Origin of the sequence: Microvirga flocculans ATCC BAA-817 (genome assembly GCF_000518665.1) — a bacterium.
GTDB lineage: Bacteria > Pseudomonadota > Alphaproteobacteria > Rhizobiales > Beijerinckiaceae > Microvirga > Microvirga flocculans.
In genome coordinates this window covers 192560-214326 of sequence record NZ_JAEA01000009.1, presented here as the reverse complement: position 1 = coordinate 214326, position 21767 = coordinate 192560, and the positions used below count along the sequence as shown (strand labels likewise).

The following is a 21767-nucleotide window of genomic DNA, read 5'->3' as shown; positions in this document are numbered from 1 at the left end:
CGTCGTTGCCGTCATCGGCGCTCAACCGAAGAGCGCATCGATGTCGGCCTGCGAGGTTACGCCTGAATCCGAGGCGAGTGCCGGGCCATTGAGCAGCGCCTCCTCTCCCTTCGGTTTCGCCGCGTCGAGGGTATCGATATCCTTGAAGCTCTCAAGCCCGCCCCAGATATCGATCATGTGATGAACGCGCTCTTCCACGAAGCGCATGGCGTTCACCACCTTGCTGATCCGCTGACCTGTAATATCCTGGAAATTGCAGGCCTCGAAGATGCAGATGACCTGATCCAGAATCTCACGTGCGATTTCCTGGTCGCCCCCGGACAAGCGCGAGGAGAGATTGCTCGACAACTCGTCGACCTTCTCAGCCGCCGCCAGGATGGCATTGGTCGCACTTTCCGTTCCGATGACGATAGCGCCGAGCTCGTCCGTCACGCGGGTCAGCTCCTGCCCCTGAGCGCCCGCATAGCGGAGGGTCGCAATTTCCTTCTTAGTCCGTTCGATGGCTTCGTAGATGGAATCGAGCTCCACCTTGAGGCGGAGAGCCTCCTGCATGTCGCGCCGGTGCTCTTCGAGCAGTGAGGTCGACAGTTCCCGTGCCGGAACGATGGATTCCTTGATGGCTCCGAGCATGTTCATGATCTCGGAATGCCGCTCAAGCACTCCATCGTCATCCAGAGGAGAACCTAGGCTTGCCTCGATGCGATAATTCTTGCGTGGCTGCATGGCCTGCACTCGTATTCCGTCACGCGCCGATGACGGCGCTGATCTTCGACCGCAAGGTCTCGGCGTTGAAGGGCTTCACGATGTAGTTGTTGACGCCCGCCTGCTTGGCGGCGACCACGTTCTCGGTCTTCGCCTCGGCCGTTACCATGATGAAAGGCAATGCGCTCAGCTCCGCGTCCGCGCGCACATGCTGAAGGAGCTCGAAGCCGGTCATCGGGGCCATGTTCCAATCGGAGATCACGAGCCCGTACTTCCTGTTGCGCAGCTTCTCCAGGGCCGCCTGCCCGTCGGAGGCGTCGTCCACATCGGTGAATCCGATCTGCTTCAGGAGGTTTCGGAGAATCCTGATCATCGTCTGATAATCATCGACGACGAGAACAGGGATGGAGAGATCTAAGCTCACAGGATCATATCCTCATCAACCGCGGGAGATTGTCTTCGCCGAACCGGAATTAGGCCGCCTCACGGCCGCTCTCGAAGGCGAGAACCGCATCGACGTCGAGCACGATCAGAAGCTTGTCCCGCAGCTGATGAACACCCTGGGACAGGCCGACCCATCCGCGATCCATGTGGACCGGATTGGGCTGCATCTCATCGGGGTCGAGTTTCAGCACTTCTCCGACCTCGTCCACGAGAAGGCCATAAGCCTCGCCGTGGTTCTCGAGGCCCACCGCCATTCTCCGCTCCGAATCCCGCAGGTCTTCCAGCCCCAATCTCCGGCGAAGCGAGACAGCCGTCACCACCCGACCGCGCAGGTTCAGGAGACCTGCGATCTCGGGCGGCGCGAGTGGGACGGTCGTCATCTCGCTGACGACGAAGACATCGTGCACGCGGTTGATGGGGAGCCCCAGCAACTGCCCCGCCACAGTGACGGTCACGAATTCCATTTGCCTGGACACGGTCTTTGCCGTTGCTGGCGCATTCGTATCGAGCATCTTCATGATTATGCAGCCTCCTCCAACGAGCCGCTCAACTCAGCCAGTGCAGAGAGCAGGCCACGACGGTCGATCTTGGACACGACTTCCGCAATCTGCAGCTTTCTCGCCAAGGCCATCTGCTGCTGGTCCAGCTTCACGGTCATCCCGATGACGGGGGTTGCGCTGTGCTGGGGATCGGCCCGCAGGGACGCGACGAGCGCAAAGCCGGAATGGCCGGAGAGTTCGAGATCGGTGATCACGATGTCGACCTGCAGGCCGTTGGACAGGAGACGGACGGCGTCCTGCGCGGTCGTGGCCGTATGGACGCGGTAGCCCGATGCCTTGAGAACCGGAACCAGCATGTCCCGGAAGAAGGCGGAGCTGTCGACGAGAAGCAGGGTCTTCTCCTGCCTTCCCTTATGGTCCTTGCGGGACCATGTCTCGAGAACCATCGGCAGGTAATGCGCGACGTTGACGATCTCCGTCGTCCGCCCGCGCACGACGGCCGAGCCGACCAGGTCCGAGCGCTCGGCCAGGAGCTCGACATCCAGCTTGTCCTCGACGATGTCGACGATTTCCGCCACGGCGAGTCCCATGGAGACATCACCATCGGAGAAGACCAGCAGCGATTGCATACCCTGGCGCTTGATCGCCAGCTCATCGTCGCAGGAGACCAGCGGCATGAGGCGTCCGCGATACTGGACGACCGGCCGACCGCTCGACCACTCGATCGTCGAAGCATCTATCTCCTCAAGGCGCGTGACGAGGGACAGCGGAACGGCCTTCAGGCTTTCGCCGCCGCCGCGGAAGACGAGAAGGCTGGTCATCTCGTCCGCCGCCACGAATGCCTGCTCCTGTCCCGAATCGGTCTGGAACTCGTTGCTGTCCGCGCCCGAGCCGACCATGCGCGCAAGCCCGTTCGGATCGACGATCAACACGACGGCGCCGTCGCCCAAGATCGTGTTTCCCGAAAAGAGTTGAATATGCTTCAGCTTGGAGGACATCGGCTTGACGACGATTTCCTCCGTATGGAAGACGCCATCCACCAGGATACCGAACCGTTGATGCGCAACCTGGGTCACGACGACGAAACCGTGATCGACATCCTCGTCCCTGCTCAGGCCCATGACCTTCGACAGGGGCACGATCGGCAGCAGCCGGTCGCGCAGACGCAGGATCGGCGTTCCATTGATGCGCTCGATGGAATGCTCGGAGGACGGCGCCACCCTCACGAGTTCGGAGACGGCCACCTGCGGGATCGCAAATCGCTGATCCTTGGAGGAGACGATCAGCGCTGCGACGATGGCCAGGGTAAGCGGAATCTTGATCGTGAACGTGGTGCCGCGCCCCTGCTCGGAACGGATATCGACGGTTCCGCCGATCAATTCGATATTCGTCTTGACGACGTCCATTCCGACGCCGCGGCCGGAGACGGAGGTGACCTTGGCCGCGGTCGAGAAACCGGGATGGAAGATGAACTTCGCCACCTGAGCGTCGCTCATCTTGTCCACCTCCGCATCGCTGGCGACGCCGCGCTCGACGGCCTTCTTGCGGATGGCCGCGAGGTTCAGGCCCTTGCCGTCATCGGCGATCTCGATGGTGATCGAGCCGCCCTCGTGATAGGCGTTGAGACGGATCGTTCCCTTCTCGGGCTTTCCGGCCGCCTTCCGCTCGGCCGGGCTTTCGATGCCGTGGTCGGCCGAGTTCCGGACCATGTGGGTGAGAGGATCCTTGATGACCTCCAGCACCTGCCGGTCTAGCTCCGTGTCGGCGCCCTGCATCACGAGCTCGATCTTCTTGGAGAGCTCGTTGGACAGATCGCGCACCACGCGAGGCAATTTCTGCCATGCGTTGCCGATGGGCTGCATGCGGGTCTTCATGACCCCGTCCTGCAGCTCCGCGGTCACCTGCGACAGGCGCTGCAGCGGAACCTTGTAACCGTGATCCTCGGAGCTTCTGCGAGCGATTTCGAGCAGCTGGTTCCGGGTCAGCACGAGTTCGGACACCATCGTCATCAGGTGTTCGAGCGTGTCGACATTGACGCGAATGGTCTGCACCTTGCCGGCGATTCCCTCTCCATTCTCTTGTGTCTCGGAGGACTCGGCGCTTTTCTTGGCAGGCGCAGCGCTGACCGCAGGTGGAGGCGCGCTTGCTTTGGCAGGAGCGGCCGCAGGTTTCTCGATGACGAGGGGGGCAGGCCCTGGCGCCTCGCGAAAGGCGCGCTCCAGCTCGTCGAGGGAAACCTCTCCGGGCTTCAAGGGTCGCTCGAGAACCTGATAGGTCAATGTGCCCATGGTGGAAGCCTTCTCAGGCCCCGGAGCTTCCTGGAACGCACGCTCTAGCTCATCGAGGGAAACTTCGCCCGGTCTCAGCTCGCGCTCCAGAACCTGATAAACCACGGTGCCCGAGGTTTGCGGCTGCGGCGCGGGCGCGGCCGCTTCAGGGGCCGGCGCCTCCTGAGACGCCATGCGCTCGAGCATCGCGATGAGGTCGGTGTCGGAGCCTTCGGGCTCGGCGCCCTGGCGCTCGAGCTCGCCGAGGATCTCCTTGATCCGGTCGAGGGTCGACAGAATCAGGGAGACCGCAGGGGTCGTGACCGGCATCCCATCGCGGAATTTGCCCATCAGGGTTTCCGCAGCATGGGCGAGCGCCTCGAGACGCGGCAGGCCGAGAAAGCCGCAGGTTCCCTTGATAGTGTGCACCAAGCGGAAGATGTTGCTGAGGATCGCCTCGTTATTAGGGTCCTGCTCGAAGCGGACCATTTCCACGTCGACCGTTTCGAGATGCTCGTTGGTCTCAGTCAGAAACTCAAGAAGAAGGTCGTCCATTGCCGTAACTCAACACTCACTTGGGGGCCGCCCCAAGGCGTCCGCGATGGGACACCTCGAGTTAGGTGACTCATGCGGCCTTCATGCCGGCAGTTAAGCGCTGAACCTCATGTCCATGCTTGAGAATCGTGGAGCGGCGTTGCGTTCGGCTTTCGATGCCCGGGCTGATCCTTTCGGCTTCACCGCTCCGCAGCCTACAGCCGTCGGACCGGTAGCCTCTGACCTTTTCCCGATACGTCTCGCTCGCTTCGTCGAACTTGCCTGGACTGCAAGAGCGACTTGCCCCTCGATATCTCAACAGGTTGAAAGCGCGAAATGACGGGGTCAGCCCCCTCGCCTTCAGCGGCTTCAACTCTGACTTCATAGAAGCTTACGTTACGGTTCCCTGCAATAAAGTTAACGCGCAGGGAGATTCGGGATCCATTTCTTTGCGTGGGGGCTTTGAACCGGAAGTCTTCGTCGCAACATTGCTGCATCGAGAAGAAGGCCGTCAGGACGGTCGGCGTCGTGCTGTCGCTGAATGTTTTTTGCTTGTCTTCTCGCCGCGACGAAAAGCGGCATCCTGCTTGCAATCTCGAACCGGGCATCTCTGTTCGGAAAGCCGCATCGGATCGACAGTTGACGGCCGGGACCTTTCACGATCCCGGCTATCGCGCATGGACGATGATGCCGACGCTGCGGAGCGACCAACGATCATGCTCCTCGTCAGAGGTCAGGACGTTGCGCCCACATAGGAGTAGCCGATATATCTTTTCGCATCGATCGGGTCATATCCGAGACGCTGCCGCAGCTTCTTGCGCAACTTGCTGATATGTCCTTCGACGACGCTGTCCTCGACATCCTCGCTGTAGATTCCATAGACCGCATCGAAGATCTGCTTCTTCGTCAGGCGATGTCCTCTCTTGCGGACAAGATATTCGAGGATATGCCGCTCACGGCGCGGAAGCGAGAGAGGAAGGCCGTCGATCTCGGGATCGCGGCCATCGAAGAAGACCTTGAGCCTGTCGGTGTCGTTCTGGATCTTCTTGCCTGAATTTGCATTCACACGCCGCCAGATCGCCTGCGAGCGAGCCAGGATCTCCCGCACATGGACCGGCTTGCGAACCACATCGTCGAACTTCGCGGTGAAGAGTTCCAGCGTTTCCTCAAGCGACCGAACATCGCTCAAGGCAATGATGGGCGCCTTGGAATAACGCCGGATGCTCTCGGCGGAATGAACCCGTTCTTCGAAGCTGCCCAGCACGAACCCCTGCACCGCCTCGAGATCCGATTCCGAGGCCGTCTCAAGCCACTCGTTGAATTCATCAGCATACAAGCCAAGGGAGGATATGCCTTCACGCTTGAAACTCGCAACATATCCGGACGTAACCATCTGCCGGTCATCGACGACGATATACATTTATTCTGCCCCGCCTTAGTAATTAAGCGCGTTTTGTAATTTATTGCTTGCCGCTTTCATTACTTTACTTAACTCGAACTCTTTTTTGCGGCTGAATCAAAAGCTATATTTCGCTGCCGCTTCGGACAATACGTAAATAAAGGGAGTCCGTTGCTGCTTATGGTTAATGGGCTTTAACGAAGCTTAACCAAACGTTTCAGGATCAAAGTAGGATCTTACCGCGGGGATCTGGGGAGCGGTGGCGCCGCCTAACACACTGACAGGGAAAGCGTCTTTCGGCCGCCCTCGCCAAGATCGGTCCGCCGCGTGAGACGGCATCGGACGATCGAAACGAAGTTACTACGTAGTTCCCGCAATCGACGCGATACGTAGAACCACTTACGGCGCGAGAAAGGTTTCGTTCATCAGCCGGATCCACGGCGGGAGAATCGCTCATGAGGCTTGGCGCTAGCTGGCGTGCCATTTTCGAGAAGCGCAGCAGATGATCCTTCCTTTCGATTCCACTTCCGAAGCCGATCGACTGCAAAGAAACCGGAAGGCATGGTCCCGCACGACGGCAGCTCAAGCGCGGACACCGTTGTCAGCGCAACGGCGCTCTTCCCGGCATCCGCTCTGCAATTAACCGGGGACTCACCGTGAGCGTCCGGCGCGTCTTGACCGACGGGACACTCGCCAGTACCTCAACGGGCGATTATGGTTCAAGACATTGCGGACAATAGGCCGTTGAGCATTATGGCGCGCCCTTCATGGGGCTTGCATGACGCATTGCCATTTTTCCGGTTTGAGCCCGGATACATCACCCACAACGGATCGCGCCATCGTCGAGACATGACGTTCCTCCATGAGGCGCTTCACATCCGTCGCTTTCCCACCTGATGCGCGCTTCCACAGAGGCAATTCCTGCATGAGAGAGAATCCTGGCCACGGCAATCTCCCGGAATGGAAGGAGATTGATCGCCTCGCAGCGCTCGAGACTTTCGGGATTCTGGATACGGAACCGGAGATCGAGTTCGATAATATTGCGGAAATCGCCGCCCAGATCTGCCACACGCCGATAGCCTTCATCTCGTTCATCGACGAGAACCGGCAATGGCTCAAGGCGAAGATCGGCTTGGAAGAAACGGAAAGGCCGCGCAGCGCTTCGATCTGCAATCACGCCATCCAGCAATCCGACCTGTTCGTCATCCCCGATCTCAACAAGGATCATCGCTTCCAGGAGATCATGCGCGACGAGACCATGTCATCCCTGTCATTCTACGCAGGGGCTCCCTTGAAAACCAAGGATGGGCTTCCTCTCGGAATGCTTTGCGTGCTCGACCATCATCACCGGCCGGAGGGCTTGAGCGAACAGCAGAAAAAAGCGCTCGCGGCCCTGGCTCGAACCGTCATGTGCCAGCTTGAGCTGAAGCTCGCCAACAGAACCGTTGCGGAAAGCGAGGAATTCACGCGGCGCCTGCTTGCGAGCTCGGACGACTGCATTCAGGTTTTCGACCTCAAGGGCCGCCTTCGCTTCATGAGCCAGGGCGGCATTCGCGCCCTTGAAATCCCAGACTTCAGCACGCTGGAAGGATGTCATTGGTCCGGGATCTGGAGCGACATAGCGGAACCGGATATCCGCGAGGCGATCGAAATCGCCAAATCCGGAGGCACGGGGCGCTTTCAGGGACCATGCACAACCGTCACCGGCAAACGAAAATGGTGGGACACCATCGTCACGCCGATCATGAACCGGGATGGAACGCCGCAAGGCCTTCTGTGCATCTCGCGCGACATCACGGAGCTTCGCCAGGCGGAGGATGACCTGCGCAACAGTGAAAAGCGCCTGCGCACGCTCATCGATGCCATGCCCCTCTCGATCCAGGCGCCGCAGATCGTCTGGTTCAGCGATGCAAGCGGTCGGCTCACATACTGCAACGATGTCTGGTACGAGTATATAGGCCTCCGCTCGGGCGACAATCTGTCAGAAGGCTGGGAAGCCGTCATCCATCCGCTTCATCGGGAGCGGACTTTGACGCTCTGGACTCAGTCCCTCGAAGCCGGCCGCTCGTTCGAGATCGAGATCCCGCTGCGCCGGGCCTCCGACGGAATGTATCGTTGGTTCATTCTGCGCGGCCAGCCCATCAAGAACGAGCACGGCAAGATCGACCAGTGGTTCGGTATCGCCGTCGACATTCATGAGCGCAAGCAATCCGAGCAGGCCTTGCGAGAGAGTGAGGAGCGGCTTCAGCTCGCGTTGAAGGCCGCCCACATGATCGCCTGGGAATTCAATCCGCAAACGGGAACGACCACGCGCTCCGCGAATGCCCTCGCGCTCCTCGGCATCACGCCCGGATGCGATGAAAGCTTCATGACGGGTATCCATCCTGACGACCATCGGAAGGTCGAGAATTTTCTGCAGCGGATCCGGACGGATGGAGCCGATTCCGTGGAGTGCCGTTATGTCCTGCCAAGCGGTGAAGTGCGCTGGCTGCGCGCCCGCGCGGAGCAGGCCGGCCCCGACAGGATCGTGGGCGTCACCTTCGACATCAGCGAGCAGAAGGAGGCCGAGGAAGAAATCTGGCGCTCGGCCAATCACGATGCCCTGACAGGACTTCCCAACCGGAACCTCTTTCAGCGCCGACTTGAGGCGGCTCTTGAGAAGGCTGAGCAAGACGGGACGAGCGTCAGCCTTCTTTCCATCGACCTGGACGATTTCAAGGACATCAACGACACCTTGGGTCATGATGCAGGCGATGCCGTGCTGCAGGAAACGGCGCGCCGCCTTTCCAAGCTCGTCCGCGACTGCGACACCGTGGCCCGCATCGGCGGCGATGAATTCGCTGTGCTCGTCATCGACCCCATGAAGCTGGAAGATGCCGCTCATCTCGGTTCGCTCATCGCAGAATCCCTGCGTCAACCCTTGACGCATCGAAGGCGCACGCTCATCAGCCGTGTGAGCATCGGCATCGCTGCCTTTCCCAATCATGACAGAAAGCCGGCCGAACTGGTCAAGGACGCCGATATCGCGATGTATCAGGCGAAAGCAGAGGGCCGGAACCGGGTGGTCACCTACTCGCCTGAAATGCGCAAGCCCATCGAACATCGCGTATCCTTGAGCAGGGGCATCCGCGAGGCTATTGCCAAGGGCGAAATCGTCCCCTTCTACCAACCGAAGGTGAGCCTCGCGACAGGAGAGGTTATCGGCCTCGAAGCTTTGGCGCGCTGGATTCACCCGAGCAAGGGAATCCTGACGCCTGGTTTCTTCGGCGCCGTCTTCGAGGACCATGAAGTCGCAGCATCGATCGGAAAGCTCTTGACGTCAAAGGTCGCGGCCGATGTCCGCCAATGGATCGACCAAGGCCTTTCCATAGGACGCATCGCGCTGAATCTGTCCCCTGCCGAATTCAGCCAGGAAGGAATCGTCGACAACATGTTGTCGGCCTTCGACAGGTTCACGGTTCCATCGGCGCTCTTCGAGGTCGAGGTCACTGAAACCGTTCTTCTCGGGAAGAACTCCGATAACGTTTCCTCCGCTCTCGCGGCGCTCAGGAATCATGGCGTTCAGATCGCCCTTGACGATTTCGGGACAGGTTATGCTTCGCTGACTCATTTGAAGCAATTTCCCGTCGATCACATCAAAATCGATCAGAGTTTCGTCAGCGATCTCGAGCACGACCCGGATGACGAGGCGATCATCGCAACCGTGATCCGGCTCGGAAAGAGCCTGAACCTTCAGGTGACGGCGGAGGGGGTCGAAACCCATGGGCAAGCGCGCCGTCTTCGCGAATTGGGCTGCGATCATGCCCAAGGCTATCTCTATGCGAGGCCCATGGCAGCATCGCAGGTCTCGGAACTGCTGAGCCGTTGGAATGCCATGCTCGTCAAGCCTCGGACTGAGCGAAGCTCGAAGGCCAGAGCCGGGTAGTTCCTCGGAGCCGATTCCGTTGAGCGGAATCGGCTCCTTGTCTTCATGATTCCGCATGTCTTACGGCGCTCTAGCGAATCTTTGCCGAGGAATGTTCCGCGCTTGGTTTCATCTCTGTCCGCGCCGCCTCCTTGAGAGAGCATTTCCTGTGACACAGACATTCTTACGTTGAGCAAATTTTCCCGCTCTCTGAAGTATAGTTGACAGATCGAAAGCGTCGTTCACTATCAACCATCCCATCATTGTTGCGTATCTTCAGCGCGACCCGTCGGCAGGACACGTCATGACGCATGGGATTCAATTGAACGACATCAATTTTTCATCCGGCATTCCAACCAGCAAAGTCATTACACAGCAATCCTGGTCGACATGGAGCGCAGTCGCGCGAGGAACGGGAGCGAACCCGTCAAGCAGCTCTGCTGCGCATGATCTGATCCGTCTCGACTCGGTTCGCGGCAATCCGCTTTATGCCGGCATCGATGGAGCTGGAACGACGGTGGTCGTGATCGATACCGGAGCGGATCTCGACCACCCGGCCTACGGTCCCGATGCGGATGGAAACGGCATCGCCGACCGTATTCTGTTTCAGTATGATTTCAACGAAGAAAACGATGCGGATGCCAGCGACGGGCACGGACACGGCACCCATGTCATGGGCATCGTAGGATCGCAAAATCCCACTTATCCAGGCATCGCGCCGGGGGTCAATTTCATCGTTCTGAAGATCGGAAGCGACACTGACGGCAGCGCTCCGATCGTGGACATGGAAGAGGCTTGGCAGTGGGTCGTCGAGAACGGTTCCGCCTATAACATCGTTGCCGTGAACATGTCCTTCGGCATCAGCAACACATACTATGACAGCGAGGTTTTTAATGAGCTGTCGGATGAAATCCAAACTCTCGCCGAAGCAGGGATCGCTTCGGTCATCGCGGCGGGCAACGACTACGACCATGCGCCAGGCGTAAACTACCTGTCGGCCTCTCCTTATGCATGGTCCATTGCATCGACGCTCAGCACCGAGAATGCATTCTCGGCCTTCAGCCAGCGGTCGACAACAATGTCCGATCTTGCCGCGCCTGGATCGAACATCATGTCATCGACGCTCGACGGTAACTACGGTATGATGAGCGGAACGAGCATGGCAACACCCATGGTCAGCGGCCTCGTCGCCCTGGCTCAGGATCTGTCGCAGGAAATCACAGGGGGGCAAAAGATACCGGTGATGGTCCTGCTGGACCTGATGCGTGCAGCCGGCGTTCCGATTGTGGACGATATCGCCGCCGTGCCCCGGATCGATGCCTTGAACACCCTCGACGCGATCGTGGCCTTTTACCGGAAAAGCACGAACGGCGACGATACGATTTGGGGCTGGCGCGGAAACGATGTCCTGTTCGGCTTGAACGGTCAGGATATCATCAGAGGGCATGACGGCAACGATACGCTCAATGGCGGCACAGGCATCGACGTTCTGGAGGGCGATGCAGGTGCCGACAGGATTTTCGGCGGCACGGGAAAGGACATTCTGCGAGGCGATCAGGGGAAGGATGCCTTCGTCTTCAACACGAGCCTGAACCGCACCAGCAATGTCGACCGGATCGTCGATTTCAGTGTCGCCGACGATTCGCTCTATCTGGACAATGCGGTCTTCAGGAAAACGGGCACCGGGAGCATGTCTCATCCCAAGCCCATCGCCAGCGACATGTTCACCAGCGGCAAGAACGCTCGCGATGCCGAGGACAGGATCGTCTACGACAAGGCCAAAGGCGCTCTCTATTACGATGCGGACGGGACGGGATCGTCCCGGCAGGTTCTGTTCGCGACGGTCTCGAAAAACCTCAAGATGTCCTACCACGATGTCTTCATCGTCTGAATCCGGATCGCCGAATATGTCCGGAGGCTTCCTGTCGATAATGGCCACGTTTCCATCTGGTGCGGCCGGATCCACGTGCTAGGGTCGGGGCTTCAGGCAAGGAAACGATCCATGACGATTGCCATCGCCGGCCCGCGCCTGCAGGCCGAGATCTCGGAGAACGGTGCCGAGCTCGTTCGACTGCGGGACGCGCAGGGCCGGGATCTGCTCTGGGACGGCGACCCTGCCTTCTGGACAGGGCGGTCGCCGCTCCTCTTTCCCATTGTGGGTCAGGTGAGAAACAACCGGATCCGCGTAGGGGGCTCCGAGTACGAATTGTTCCGGCACGGCTTTGCCAGGACATCGCGTTTCGAGGCGGTCGAAGCCGGTCCCTCGCAATGCCGCCTGCGTCTGATCTCCGATGAAGCGACGCTCAGGCGCTACCCGTTTCCGTTCAGGCTCGATGTCGCCTATCGCATCGCGGAGGAGACCCTGACGATGACGGCCTCGGTGACCAATACGGGTAACACCGACATGCCCGTCTCATTCGGCTTTCACCCGGCCTTCCGCTGGCCCCTGCCCTATGGCGCCGCGCGCGAGGCGCACGAGATCCGGTTCGAGCGGGAGGAAGGGGCCCCCATCCGGCGGCCCCTGGAGGGCTTGATCGGCAGACAACCTCTTCCCAGTCCGGTGCAGGGAAGAGCGCTTCGCCTGAATGACAGCCTGTTCGCAGCCGACGCTCTCGTTTTCGACCGTCTCGAAAGCCGCTCGGTGACTTATGGCGCTCCCGGCAGCGGTTCCATCCGCGTCGATTTTCCGTGCATGACTCATCTCGGAATATGGACGAAGCCAGGGGCCGGCTTCATCTGCATCGAACCTTGGCAGGGTTATGCGGATCCGGAGGACTTCGACGGCGAGTTTTCCGAAAAGCCCGGCCTCGTACTGATCCAACCCGGCATCGAACGGGACTTCGGCATGAGCGTAACCGTGAACGGCGCAGCCCTTTAAGACCGCGCCCTGCCTCAAACAACGTGGAACGAAACCAGCTCAAGCTGGTTCCTCCTGCTCAGTTCGCCTTTGCTGAATGGAGCAGAGCCATGACGTCGCACAAATTCAAGATCGGGGACCGCGTTTGCCTGACCGGCCCGGCGAATACGAACACCGTCGAGGTTTTTCTCAACAGGATGACGCCCTTCGGCGCCACGAGGCCACAGGACATTTGGGAAGTCACACGCCTGCTTCCCGCCGACATTCACGGCTTTCAGTATCACATTCGGGGCAGCCAGCCAGGCCCGGCGCGCCTTGCCCGGGAAGAGCAGCTCCAGCCCGCCTGAGGCCCATCCGGCCTCGACCGGCAATTCGGGCAGCCGGTCAGCCTGCCTTGCGCATGAGCTCTTCGGAGTGCAGCCCGGCTTGGACGGAATCTGACTGCCTGCGACGGAAATCATGCAGCTCCTGCCTCACCGTCTCGAGAACCGGATTGAAAGTGGGCCCGTGCTCCTTCGCAATCTCGACGAGAACATCGATCGCGCGAAGCAAGCGCTCCTCGGTCACCGGTTCCCACTTGCGCCCTGCCCATTCGTTCATCTCAGATCCTCTCCGAAGGTAGAGGCCGAAGACTGATCCAACATCCTTGCTTCCCGGTTAAGGTGAATGGTTAACGATTTCCAACCATGGGACCAAGCCCTTGCGGCATCGGCCTTCCGGCAACGGGAACCGCTACCTTATCCGCTTGTTGACGGATGAGCCGCGCCTTTCCGGCGGGCGCACGAACCATGAGGACAGGTCTGAACATGGCGAACAACCCTGCTGTGCCGCGATCCGGAGCGCCGCAATCCCCCTCGGTCGCAACGACCATGTGGGCCGTCGTGCTGGGCTGGGCGCTCGTGCGGCTCGTGGCGGGAGGCGAGCGCCCCACGAACCCGCATGCGGGTCGCCGGACCGTGCCGAGCCCGTCCCATGGAGCTGAACGGCCCGGCGAGACCGGACCGGGCTTTTCCGAGAAACAGCACGCGCCGCCCGAAGCCGCCGCCGAGAAAGGACGCGGACGAAGCGCCAATACTCCCGCCGAGATTCCCGCGAGGGGATGGAAGGACATTCTCTGGCGCACTTATGAGGAATTCGGCAAAGATCGCATCATGTCGGTCGCCGCCGGCGTGACCTATTATGCGCTGCTCGCAGTTTTTCCCGCTATCGCCGCGCTCGTTTCCATCTACGGCCTCTTTGCCGATCCCGCCGCGATCCAGGATCATCTCGTCACCCTTTCCGGCGTGTTGCCGGGTGGCGCGCTCGATATCATCCGCGAGCAGATCGTCCGCATCGCCTCACAGGGAAGAGGCGCTCTCGGCTTCGGCTTCATCTTCGGTCTAGGCCTGTCGCTCTGGAGCGCCAATGCCGGCATCAAGGCCGTCTTCGATGCGCTCAACATCGTCTATGACGAGGAGGAGAAGAGAAGCTTCGTCATGTTGAACCTGCTGTCTCTCTCCTTCACCCTGGGCGCGATCCTCTTCATTCTGTCCGCGCTTGCAGCGATCATCGTTCTTCCGATTCTCTTCACCTTCATCGGCCTGGGGACTGGAACCGAACGGATGCTCGCCATCCTCCGCTGGCCGGTTCTGCTGATCGGCGTGGTGCTCGGACTTTCCCTGGTTTACCGCTTCGGTCCGAGCCGCGACAAAGCCGAATGGCGCTGGGTCACCCCGGGCGGCATCGTGGCTGCCCTTCTGTGGCTCGCCGTCTCGATGCTCTTCTCATGGTATGTCGGGAATTTCGGCAGCTACAACGAGACCTATGGTTCTCTTGGCGCCGTGATCGGCTTCATGACCTGGATCTGGCTTTCATCCATCATCGTTCTTCTGGGAGCCGAGATCAACGCCGAGATGGAACACCAGACGGCCAAGGATACGACGGAAGGTCCCCATCAGCCGATGGGCGCACGCGGCGCCCGGATGGCGGATACGATCGGCGTTGCGAAGGGCTAGAAAGGTCTGGCGAACCGGATCCGGTTCGCGACATTCCGACGGGTGCGTGACAATGGGCATGCGAGCTCTTCTGTCCACCTGATGGGCAGAAGAGCCCAACATCGAGGTTTCCGCTCAGCTCAGCAGGTAAAATACGGCCGGCGCGGCCATGAGCAAGCCTGCGGTCGTCATCATCATGAGCCGATGGTCCGGGTTTGCGATCCGGTGAACTTTCCGGGCGGTCGTCCCGGCCTCCATGCTCCAGCCGTTCATGCAGGAGCAGAGAAGGCGGTGAGAGGCTCCCTCGGAGAGCTCGAAGAACTCCATGGCATCCCCGAGCGTATCCCCTTTGAGTCCTGCGGACCGCAGGACCGGGTCCTCGAAAGCGACCGTGATCGGCGATTCATCGGACCTCAATTCCGGGCGCTTGTCCTTCGGAACGAACTCGATCTCGCCCAGAGAGCGCAGGCGCCGTTTCGGCTGGCGCTCCAACACTTCGGCCCAGCGCTCGAGGCGTTCACGGCGGGACAGGAAACCTTGCTTGAACTCATGCACCTCAGCGACGCTACGCAGCTTCTCTACAGGCTTGTGTTCCATAGGTATTCTCCTGCAAGGGAGCCGACCCTGACATCCAGGGCCGAGCCCAGGGAAACCTATGATCGCCTGAGTCCCTGGCTTTTTTGCGTCAAACCGTCCCGTCAGAAAAGAGTTTCATGCGGGTGGGCGACGTGCTCCTGGAAGATCGCGCCGGTTGCGGGATCGACCTCCTTGAGCACCACTGCATAGCCCCAGAGATTGGCGACCATCTGAAGAACGCGCTGGGCGTCGTCCTTGTGGAGCATGGTCCGGTTGAGCACATGGTGATGAAGAATCAGACGCCGGTCTCCGGCAAGATCGACATCGATTACCTGAATATCAGGATCGCTCCAGCCGACATCGTAATGCCGGGACAGCGAACGCCGCAGGCGACGATAGCCACGTTCATCATGAATGGCCTCGACCATGAGCTCCGGCCTGTCCGGATCGTCCACGAGATGGAACATGCGCCATTGCCGGATCAGGTGCGGGCTTAAGTATTGCGAGATGAAGCTCTCGTCACGGTAGTTCGCCCACACGTCGCGCAGCACCGCCATGGCATCGCCGCTTCCTGCGATGGCGGGAAACCACTCCCGGTCCTCATCCGTCGGCCTCGTGCAGATGCGCTCGATATCCTGCATCATTCCGAATCCGAGCGCGTAGGGATTGATGCCGCCGTAATGCGGATCGTCGAATTCCGGCTGCCGGGTCACATTGGTGTGGGACTGCAGGAACTCGAGGAAAGCACCGTCGCTGATCTGCCCCTTCTCGTGCAGCCGGGTCATGATGCGGTAATGGCAATAGGTGGCGCAGCCCTCGTTCATGACTTTCGTCTGGCGCTGGGGATAGAAATACTGCGCGATCTGACGGACGATGCGCAGGATTTCGCGCTGCCAGGGCTGAAGGCGCGGCGCCGACTTCTCGAGAAAGTAAAGGATGTTCTCCTGCGGCAGCTCCAGGAGGGCGCGGCGGCGTTCCTCACTCAGCTGCGGCTTCGCGGCGGTTCCCTTGGTCGGTACCGTGCGCCAAAGATCATTGAAGGTCTGCTCCTGGTGGCGATGGCGCTCCTGCTCGCGGCGCTCCTCCGAGCGCAGGTCGGGGCGCTTCTTGCGCGGATAGCGGTGCACTCCGTGCGACATCATGGCATGCGCCGCATCGAGCACGCGCTCCACGGCGGCATGGCCATAGCGCTCCTCGCAGCGTGTGACATAGCCCTTCGCGAATTCGAGATAATCCAGGATCCCGTCCGCGTCGGTCCATTCCTTGAAGAGGTAGTTGTTCTTGAAGAAATGGTTATGACCGAAAGCCGCGTGCGCGATCACGAGCGTCTGCATCGTCGCCGTGTTTTCCTCCATGATATAGGAGATGCACGGGTTGGAATTGATGACGATCTCGTAGGCCAGGCCCATGAGCCCCTGCCGGTAGCTCGACTCGTGCAGGGCGAAGTGCTTGCCGAAGGACCAGTGCTTGTAGAACAGCGGCATGCCGATGGACGCATAGGCATCGAGCATCTGCTCGGCAGTGATGACCTCGATCTGGTTCGGATAAACATCGAGCCCCAGCTCGCCTACGGCAATGGCCTCGACGGCATCGTAGACGCGCTGGATGGTGCCGAAGTCCCAGTCGGCGCCGTGGAAGATCAGATTGTCCTGTTCGATCGCGCTCATGGCACCCTTGCAATTGCCTCCGCATCGCGCCGGCGGAAAAGCTCACGGAAGACGGGATAGATTTCCCTTCGGTGGTTGACCTTGCGCATGGCGAGGTTGGCGCCGTGTTCGATCAGGCTTTCGTAGGTCTGCCAGAGAGATGTCTTGTGATTGATGAAGCCCGTCTGCATGCGGTCGCTGTCGCTGCCGACTTCGAGATAGGCATAGTACTGGCAGATCGGCAGGATTACATCCCGCAGCAGAGCGGCGCTGGTGGTTCCGTCATTCGGGGAATTGTCGCCGTCGGAAGCCTGCGCGGCATAGATGTTCCAGCTGTCGGGCGAATAGCGCTCCCCGACGATCCGCTGCATCTCCCGCAAGGCCGATGAGACGACCGTGCCGCCGGTTTCCGGGCTGTTGAAGAAGGTCTCCTCGTCCACCTCCTTCGCCTCATGCGTGTGGCGGATGAAGACGATCTCCACATGCTTGTAGCGCCGCGTCAGGAAGATGTAGAGCAGCATGTAGAAACGCTTGGCGAGATCCTTCATGTGCTCCGTCATGGATCCCGACACATCCATCAGGCAGAACATGACCGCCTGGGCGACGGGCCGGGACACGGGCTCGAAGCGGCGATAGCGCAGGTCGATGGGATCGATATAGGGAAAGCGCCTGGTTCTGTGCTTCAGCCGGTCGAGCTCCTCGCGCAGGGCGGCGAGACGCCCGGATTCTCCACCCCTCTCCTCGAGGCGATCGATCTCCTCCTGGAGGCGCAGCAGCTCCTGCGGTTTCGGACGCCGCAGGGCGATGCGCCGTGACAGGGCGTTCCTCATGGAGCGCAGCAGAGCGAGGTTCACGGGCGATCCGGTGACAGTGTAGCCCGCTCGGCGCATGCCCTGCGTCTCGACCGTCGCGACGCGCCTTTTGGCGAGGTCAGGGAGTTCCAGATCGTCCAGAAAGAGATCGAGAAACTCGTCGCGGGTCAGGGCGAAGCGGAAATCGTCCTCCCCCTCCCCGCTGTCGCCCCCGGAGGAGCCGGAGCCTGCGCCGCCAGGAGGCCTGTCGATGGTGTCTCCCTCCACAAAGCGCTTGTTGCCGGGGAGAATGTGGTCATGTACGCCGCCCTCGCCGGAGCGGCGGAAGCTGGGCTCGCGAACACCGTCGGCCGGGATCGAGACCTCTCCGCCTCTGTCGAGATCGGTGATGTCCCGGTCTCCTGCCGTCTGGCGCACGGCCCGCTGAATCTGCGCCTTGGCGCGGCGCAGAAAACGTTGGCGGTTGGCCAGACTCTTGCCTCCTGGATTGAGGCGCCGGTCGATGATGTACATAGGAACGCCTGATCTGCCTCCGTCTTCTGTCAGCCCGCCTGCTTCACCCGCATGTACCATTCCACGAGGCGCCGAACCTGGCGCTCGGTATAACCGCGCTCCATCATCCGTGCCACGAACTCGCCGTGCTTCTTCTCGGTCTCGCTGTCCTTCTTGGAGCCGAAGCTGATGACGGGCAGAAGCTCCTCGACCTGGGAGAACATCCGGCGCTCGATCACGTCGCGGATCTTCTCGTAACTCGTCCAGGACGGGTTGCGACCGTTGTTGCCGGCCCGCGCGCGCAGGGAGAACTTGACCACTTCGTTGCGGAAGTCCTTCGGGTTCGCGATGCCCGCCGGCTTCTCGATCTTGGTGAGCTCCTGGTTCAGGAGTTCGCGGTTGAGGAGCTGTCCGGTATCGGGGTCCTTGAAATCCTGATCCTCGATCCAGGCATCCGCATAGGCCACATATCGGTCGAAAAGGTTCTGCCCGTAGTCGTGGTAGGATTCAAGATAGGCCTTCTGGATCTCATGGCCGATGAAGTCCGCATAGCGGGGCGCAAGCTCCGCCTTGATGAATTCCAGATAGCGCCGCTCCACGTCCGGCGGCAGCTGCTCACGCCTCAAGGACTGCTCGAGGACATACATGAGATGAACCGGGTCGGCCGCCACCTCGATGGTGTCGTGGTTGAAGGTGGCAGAGAGGACCTTGAAGGCGAAGCGGGTCGAAATGCCGTCCATGCCCTCGTCGACGCCCGCCGCGTCCCGGTACTCCTGAAGGCTGCGGGCGCGCGGATCGACCTCGCGCAGGCTCTCGCCGTCATAGACCCGCATCTTCGAGTAGAAGTTGGAATTCTCGTGCGGGCGAAGGCGCGACAGCACCGAGAACCGCGCCAGCATCTCAAGCGTCGCCGGCGCGCAGGGAGCACCCGCCAGCTCGGAACTGCGGATCAGCTTCTCATAGATCTTCTGCTCCTCCGTGACCCGCAGGCAATAGGGGACCTTGATCACGTAGATGCGGTCGATGAACGCCTCGTTGTTCTTGTTGGAGCGGAAGCTCTGCCATTCCGCCTCGTTGGAATGGGCCAGGATGATGCCGTTGAACGGAATGGAGCCGATATTCTCCGTGCCGACGTAGTTGCTCTCCTGCGTCGCCGTGAGTAGGGGATGCAGCATCTTGATCGGCGCCTTGAACATCTCGACGAATTCGAGGATGCCCTGGTTGGCGCGGTTGAGGCCGCCGGAATAGCTGTAGGCATCCGGATCGGCCTGGGAGAGCGTCTCGAGCTTGCGGATATCCACCTTGCCGACGAGGGAAGAGATGTCCTGGTTGTTCTCGTCGCCCGGCTCCGTCTTGGCGATTGCGATCTGGCGCAGGCGGGACGGGTTGATCTTGACGACGCGGAATTTTGAGATGTCGCCCTTGAACTCGTCGAGACGCTTGATCGCCCACGGACTCAGGAGGTTCGTCAGCCGCCGCCGCGGAATGCCGTAACGCTCCTCCAGAAGCGGTCCCATCTGCTCCGGGTCGAAGAGCCCGAGCGGGCTCTCGAAGACGGGACTGATCTCGTCGCCAGCCTTCAGCACGTAGATGGGATTGACCTCCATCAGCGCCTTCAGCCGCTCGGCGAGAGAGGATTTGCCGCCGCCGACGGGGCCGAGCAGGTAAAGGATCTGCTTGCGCTCCTCCAGCCCTTGCGCGGCGTGGCGGAAGAAGCTCACGATCATCTCGATCGTCTCTTCCATGCCGTAGAACTCGGAGAAGGCGGGATAGACCCGGATCGTCCGGTTCATGAAGATGCGGCCAAGCCGCGCATCTTTCGAGGTATCGACAAGCTGGGGCTCGCCGATGGCTGCCAGGATGCGCTCGGGAGCGCTCGCATACATCATGGGGTTGTCGCGGCACCCTTCCAGGTATTCCGCAAGGGACATTTCCGCCTCGCGGCGGGTCTCGTAGGATTTCAGAAAACTCGAGAACAGGTCGTCGGAATGAAGCATGGCGCCACCGAAATCAGATCCCTCTCACAGACAACGACTGTGCACCGCTAAGGTTGCCCAAACCCTGCAACAACTGCGATGCGGTCAAATGATGCGGCTACCCCTTTCGTTGCAGCGGGATGACGGCCGGTCACGGCAAGCCCATCGTTCTTGGAATTCGCCCTTAGGCCCTGAAGATTGCCCGCCCAGCAGATCCAGGGTCGCGGATTGCGGACCGGACGGCAAGTTAAAGTTTCTTGTCCGTCATCGAAATCGACCATGCCGCTTCGCTGCCGCACAAGAATGCGGCAGCCTGCCACATGCCAGGGCACTGCCCTGGCTTTCATGTGGGGGCGCCAGCACGGGAGCGCCAGATGCGGCACATATTCAAACGGCCGTGACAGCGCGAAAGGAACCTCCGCTGGAGCAACGAGCTCCTCATATAACCGTGAGCCATGCCGCGCGATCCGGCCTTCCTGACGATCCTGTCGGCAAATCTCGGACCGGTCTGTTGACGCTGGCACAATCCAGCCTATCGTCTTGCCTGCCGCCATGGCTCGTTCAATCCGGAGAACTGCCCTGTGATCAAAGCTTTCGGCTATGCCGCCCAGGATGCAACTACCCCTCTTGCTCCCTTCAGCTTCGAGCGCCGCGATCCCAGGGAACGCGACGTTCAGATCGAGATTCTCTATTGCGGCGTCTGCCATTCCGATCTGCACACGGTCCGCGCCGAATGGGGCGGCACGCTCTATCCATGCCTGCCCGGGCACGAGATCGTCGGCCGCGTCACCCGCGTCGGCAGCCATGTGCAGAAGTTCAAGACAGGGGATCTGGTCGGCGTCGGGTGCATGGTCGATTCCTGCCGCACGTGCCGCAGCTGCCGCGAGGGGCTCGAGCAATACTGCGAAGTCGGCTTCACGGGCACCTATAACGGCCCGGAACAGGACACCGGCGGCAATACCTATGGCGGCTATTCCGACGTCATCGTGGTCGACGAGAGCTTCGTCCTGCGGGTGCCGGACGGGCTCGACCCCGCCGCTGCGGCTCCCCTGCTCTGCGCGGGCATCACCACCTATTCGCCCCTGCGGCGCTGGCGCGTTCAACCGGGACAGAAGGTCGGCGTCGTGGGCCTTGGCGGGCTCGGTCACATGGCCGTGAAGCTTGCCCGGGCCATGGGCGCGCACGTGGTGCTGTTCACCACCTCTCCCAACAAGCGGGAGGATGCCCTGGCCCTCGGCGCGCATGAGGTGGTCGTCTCGCGGGATTCCGACGCCATGAAGGTGCACCGGAACAGCTTCGACTTCATCCTCGACACTGTCGCCGCCCCGCACGACCTCGACAGTTACCTCGTGCTGCTGGCCCGCGACGGCGCCATGGTGCTCGTAGGCGCTCCCGCCGAACCGCATCCCGCCACCACGGTGTTCAACCTGATCATGAAGCGTCGCCAGCTCGCGGGATCCCTGATCGGCGGCATCGCCGAAACGCAGGAGATGCTCGACTTCTGCGCCGAGCACGGGATCACCGCCGAGATCGAGGTCATTCCGATCCAGAAGGTCAACGAGGCCTATGAGCGGATGCTGAAAAGCGACGTCAAATACCGCTTCGTGATCGACATGGCCTCCCTGAAACAGGAATCTGCCGCCTGAACGGTTCCAGGCTCTTTCGGCAAGGCGGGTGTCCAAGCG

Annotated in this window: 16 protein-coding genes; 6 read left to right on the top strand and 10 right to left on the bottom strand. The window is 60.7% G+C overall.

Features of this window, described 5'->3' with window-relative positions:
- Positions 1-21 precede the first annotated feature (21 nt).
- From L879_RS0112080 to L879_RS0112060, 5 genes are all read right to left on the bottom strand, one after another.
- Entirely contained in the window at positions 22-723 is a 702-nt protein-coding gene (locus L879_RS0112080; protein ID WP_035459485.1) for a protein phosphatase CheZ, read from the bottom strand.
- Between the two features lie 19 nt (positions 724-742).
- Positions 743-1126 carry a response regulator gene (locus L879_RS0112075; protein WP_027316329.1) on the bottom strand — a complete coding sequence of 128 codons (384 nt, stop codon included), beginning with the start codon at positions 1124-1126 and terminating at the stop codon, positions 743-745.
- Between the two features lie 49 nt (positions 1127-1175).
- Complete coding sequence (locus L879_RS0112070; RefSeq protein ID WP_027316328.1) at positions 1176-1664, bottom strand: chemotaxis protein CheW; 489 nt, start codon at positions 1662-1664, stop codon at positions 1176-1178.
- Between the two features lie 2 nt (positions 1665-1666).
- A complete protein-coding gene (locus L879_RS0112065) occupies positions 1667-4468 on the bottom strand; it encodes a hybrid sensor histidine kinase/response regulator (protein ID WP_027316327.1) in 2802 nt (933 codons plus the stop codon).
- A gap of 712 nt (positions 4469-5180) precedes the next feature.
- Complete coding sequence (locus tag L879_RS0112060; protein WP_027316326.1) at positions 5181-5867, bottom strand: response regulator transcription factor; 687 nt, start codon at positions 5865-5867, stop codon at positions 5181-5183.
- Positions 5868-6771: 904 nt separating this feature from the next.
- On the opposite strand from L879_RS0112060, the gene L879_RS24485 reads away from it, so the two are divergent.
- The 4 genes from L879_RS24485 (at position 6772) to L879_RS0112040 (ending at position 12954) form a co-directional block, all read left to right on the top strand.
- Positions 6772-9771: a bifunctional diguanylate cyclase/phosphodiesterase gene (locus tag L879_RS24485; RefSeq protein WP_035459431.1), complete on the top strand. Its 3000-nt coding sequence runs from the start codon at positions 6772-6774 to the stop codon at positions 9769-9771.
- A 283-nt stretch (positions 9772-10054) separates the two neighbouring features.
- The gene (locus L879_RS22830) at positions 10055-11641 is read left to right on the top strand and encodes a S8 family serine peptidase (RefSeq protein WP_084020956.1); all 1587 of its coding nucleotides are present in this window, start codon (positions 10055-10057) and stop codon (positions 11639-11641) included.
- Positions 11642-11752: 111 nt separating this feature from the next.
- Positions 11753-12628, top strand: a complete 876-nt coding sequence (locus tag L879_RS0112045; protein ID WP_027316325.1) for an aldose 1-epimerase family protein — start codon at positions 11753-11755, stop codon at positions 12626-12628.
- An 89-nt stretch (positions 12629-12717) separates the two neighbouring features.
- Positions 12718-12954 carry a hypothetical protein gene (locus L879_RS0112040; RefSeq protein WP_027316324.1) on the top strand — a complete coding sequence of 79 codons (237 nt, stop codon included), beginning with the start codon at positions 12718-12720 and terminating at the stop codon, positions 12952-12954.
- Positions 12955-12991: 37 nt separating this feature from the next.
- On the opposite strand, the gene L879_RS0112035 is transcribed toward L879_RS0112040, so the two are convergent.
- Entirely contained in the window at positions 12992-13207 is a 216-nt protein-coding gene (locus L879_RS0112035; protein ID WP_027316323.1) for a hypothetical protein, read from the bottom strand.
- Positions 13208-13413: 206 nt separating this feature from the next.
- On the opposite strand from L879_RS0112035, the gene L879_RS0112030 reads away from it, so the two are divergent.
- A complete protein-coding gene (locus L879_RS0112030) occupies positions 13414-14601 on the top strand; it encodes a YihY/virulence factor BrkB family protein (protein ID WP_027316322.1) in 1188 nt (395 codons plus the stop codon).
- A gap of 114 nt (positions 14602-14715) precedes the next feature.
- Here L879_RS0112030 and L879_RS0112025 read toward each other — a convergent pair whose 3' ends face one another.
- From L879_RS0112025 to L879_RS0112010, 4 genes are all read right to left on the bottom strand, one after another.
- Positions 14716-15177 (bottom strand): hypothetical protein, encoded by a 462-nt coding sequence (locus L879_RS0112025; protein WP_027316321.1) that lies wholly within the window; start codon positions 15175-15177, stop codon positions 14716-14718.
- A gap of 101 nt (positions 15178-15278) precedes the next feature.
- Positions 15279-16823: a SpoVR family protein gene (locus L879_RS0112020; RefSeq protein WP_027316320.1), complete on the bottom strand. Its 1545-nt coding sequence runs from the start codon at positions 16821-16823 to the stop codon at positions 15279-15281.
- The gene (locus L879_RS0112015; protein ID WP_027316319.1) at positions 16820-18127 is read right to left on the bottom strand and encodes a YeaH/YhbH family protein; all 1308 of its coding nucleotides are present in this window, start codon (positions 18125-18127) and stop codon (positions 16820-16822) included. Before L879_RS0112015 ends, L879_RS0112020 begins: the two co-directional genes overlap by 4 nt.
- A 29-nt stretch (positions 18128-18156) precedes the next feature.
- Positions 18157-20103 carry a PrkA family serine protein kinase gene (locus tag L879_RS0112010; protein WP_027316318.1) on the bottom strand — a complete coding sequence of 649 codons (1947 nt, stop codon included), beginning with the start codon at positions 20101-20103 and terminating at the stop codon, positions 18157-18159.
- Positions 20104-20663: 560 nt separating this feature from the next.
- Here L879_RS0112010 and L879_RS0112005 point away from each other — a divergent pair.
- Complete coding sequence (locus L879_RS0112005) at positions 20664-21728, top strand: NAD(P)-dependent alcohol dehydrogenase (RefSeq protein WP_027316317.1); 1065 nt, start codon at positions 20664-20666, stop codon at positions 21726-21728.
- The last annotated feature ends 39 nt before the right edge of the window (positions 21729-21767 follow it).

Bases quoted from the DNA above. Each gene is read 5' to 3' on its own strand.
- L879_RS0112080 (WP_035459485.1), bottom strand. From the start codon at position 723: ATGCAGCCACGCAAGAATTATCGCATCGAGGCAAGCCTAGGTTCTCCT.
- L879_RS0112070 (WP_027316328.1), bottom strand. From the start codon at position 1,664: ATGAAGATGCTCGATACGAATGCGCCAGCAACGGCAAAGACCGTGTCC.
- L879_RS0112065 (WP_027316327.1), bottom strand. From the start codon at position 4,468: ATGGACGACCTTCTTCTTGAGTTTCTGACTGAGACCAACGAGCATCTC.
- L879_RS0112060 (WP_027316326.1), bottom strand. From the start codon at position 5,867: ATGTATATCGTCGTCGATGACCGGCAGATGGTTACGTCCGGATATGTT.
- L879_RS24485 (WP_035459431.1), top strand. From the start codon at position 6,772: ATGAGAGAGAATCCTGGCCACGGCAATCTCCCGGAATGGAAGGAGATT.
- L879_RS22830 (WP_084020956.1), top strand. From the start codon at position 10,055: ATGACGCATGGGATTCAATTGAACGACATCAATTTTTCATCCGGCATT.
- L879_RS0112045 (WP_027316325.1), top strand. From the start codon at position 11,753: ATGACGATTGCCATCGCCGGCCCGCGCCTGCAGGCCGAGATCTCGGAG.
- L879_RS0112040 (WP_027316324.1), top strand. From the start codon at position 12,718: ATGACGTCGCACAAATTCAAGATCGGGGACCGCGTTTGCCTGACCGGC.
- L879_RS0112035 (WP_027316323.1), bottom strand. From the start codon at position 13,207: ATGAACGAATGGGCAGGGCGCAAGTGGGAACCGGTGACCGAGGAGCGC.
- L879_RS0112030 (WP_027316322.1), top strand. From the start codon at position 13,414: ATGGCGAACAACCCTGCTGTGCCGCGATCCGGAGCGCCGCAATCCCCC.
- L879_RS0112025 (WP_027316321.1), bottom strand. From the start codon at position 15,177: ATGGAACACAAGCCTGTAGAGAAGCTGCGTAGCGTCGCTGAGGTGCAT.
- L879_RS0112020 (WP_027316320.1), bottom strand. From the start codon at position 16,823: ATGAGCGCGATCGAACAGGACAATCTGATCTTCCACGGCGCCGACTGG.
- L879_RS0112015 (WP_027316319.1), bottom strand. From the start codon at position 18,127: ATGTACATCATCGACCGGCGCCTCAATCCAGGAGGCAAGAGTCTGGCC.
- L879_RS0112010 (WP_027316318.1), bottom strand. From the start codon at position 20,103: ATGCTTCATTCCGACGACCTGTTCTCGAGTTTTCTGAAATCCTACGAG.